Source organism: Nonomuraea diastatica, from assembly GCF_004349015.1.
Taxonomy (GTDB): Bacteria; Actinomycetota; Actinomycetes; order Streptosporangiales; family Streptosporangiaceae; genus Nonomuraea; species Nonomuraea diastatica.
This window is the reverse complement of the sequence record NZ_SMKP01000470.1, coordinates 1-452: the sequence shown is the minus strand read 5'-3', so window position 1 is coordinate 452 and position 452 is coordinate 1. Positions and strand designations below refer to the sequence as shown.

The 452-nt window shown below is 66.6% G+C and carries 1 protein-coding gene; it reads left to right on the top strand.

What is annotated here, in order from left to right; genetic code table 11:
- Positions 1 to 452, top strand: a 452-nt coding sequence (locus E1294_RS52210) for a condensation domain-containing protein (protein ID WP_132520847.1), incomplete at both ends; no start/stop codon positions are given.

The window sequence follows — 452 nt, the reverse complement described above, 5'->3', positions numbered from 1 at the left end:
GTCGCCGTGGGGTTGGCGCGTCGATCAACACCCTGCCGGTGCGGCTGGACACCGCCGGCGGAAGCGTCAGTGACGGTGTCCGGGCGGCTCACGAGATGCTGACCGGTTTGATCCGGCATGAGCACGCCCCGTTGAGTCTGGCGCAGCGGTGCAGTGGGGTGCCGGCGGGGACGCCGTTGTTCACCAGCCTGCTGAACTACCGGCACGACACTCTGGACCGTGATGGCGAGGCCGCGGCATGGCTGGGCGTCGAGGCGCTGTCCAGCGAAGAGCGCACCAACTATCCCCTGGTGGTGTCGATCGACGACGGTGGCGACAAGTTCAGGGTCACCGCCCAGACTCAATCGCCGATTGATCCGGCTCGGGTGTGTGCGCTGCTTGTCCAGGCCTTGTGGGAGCTGGTTGAGGGCGATCGTGTGCTGGCTGAGCTGGATGTGCTGTCGGACGCTCAA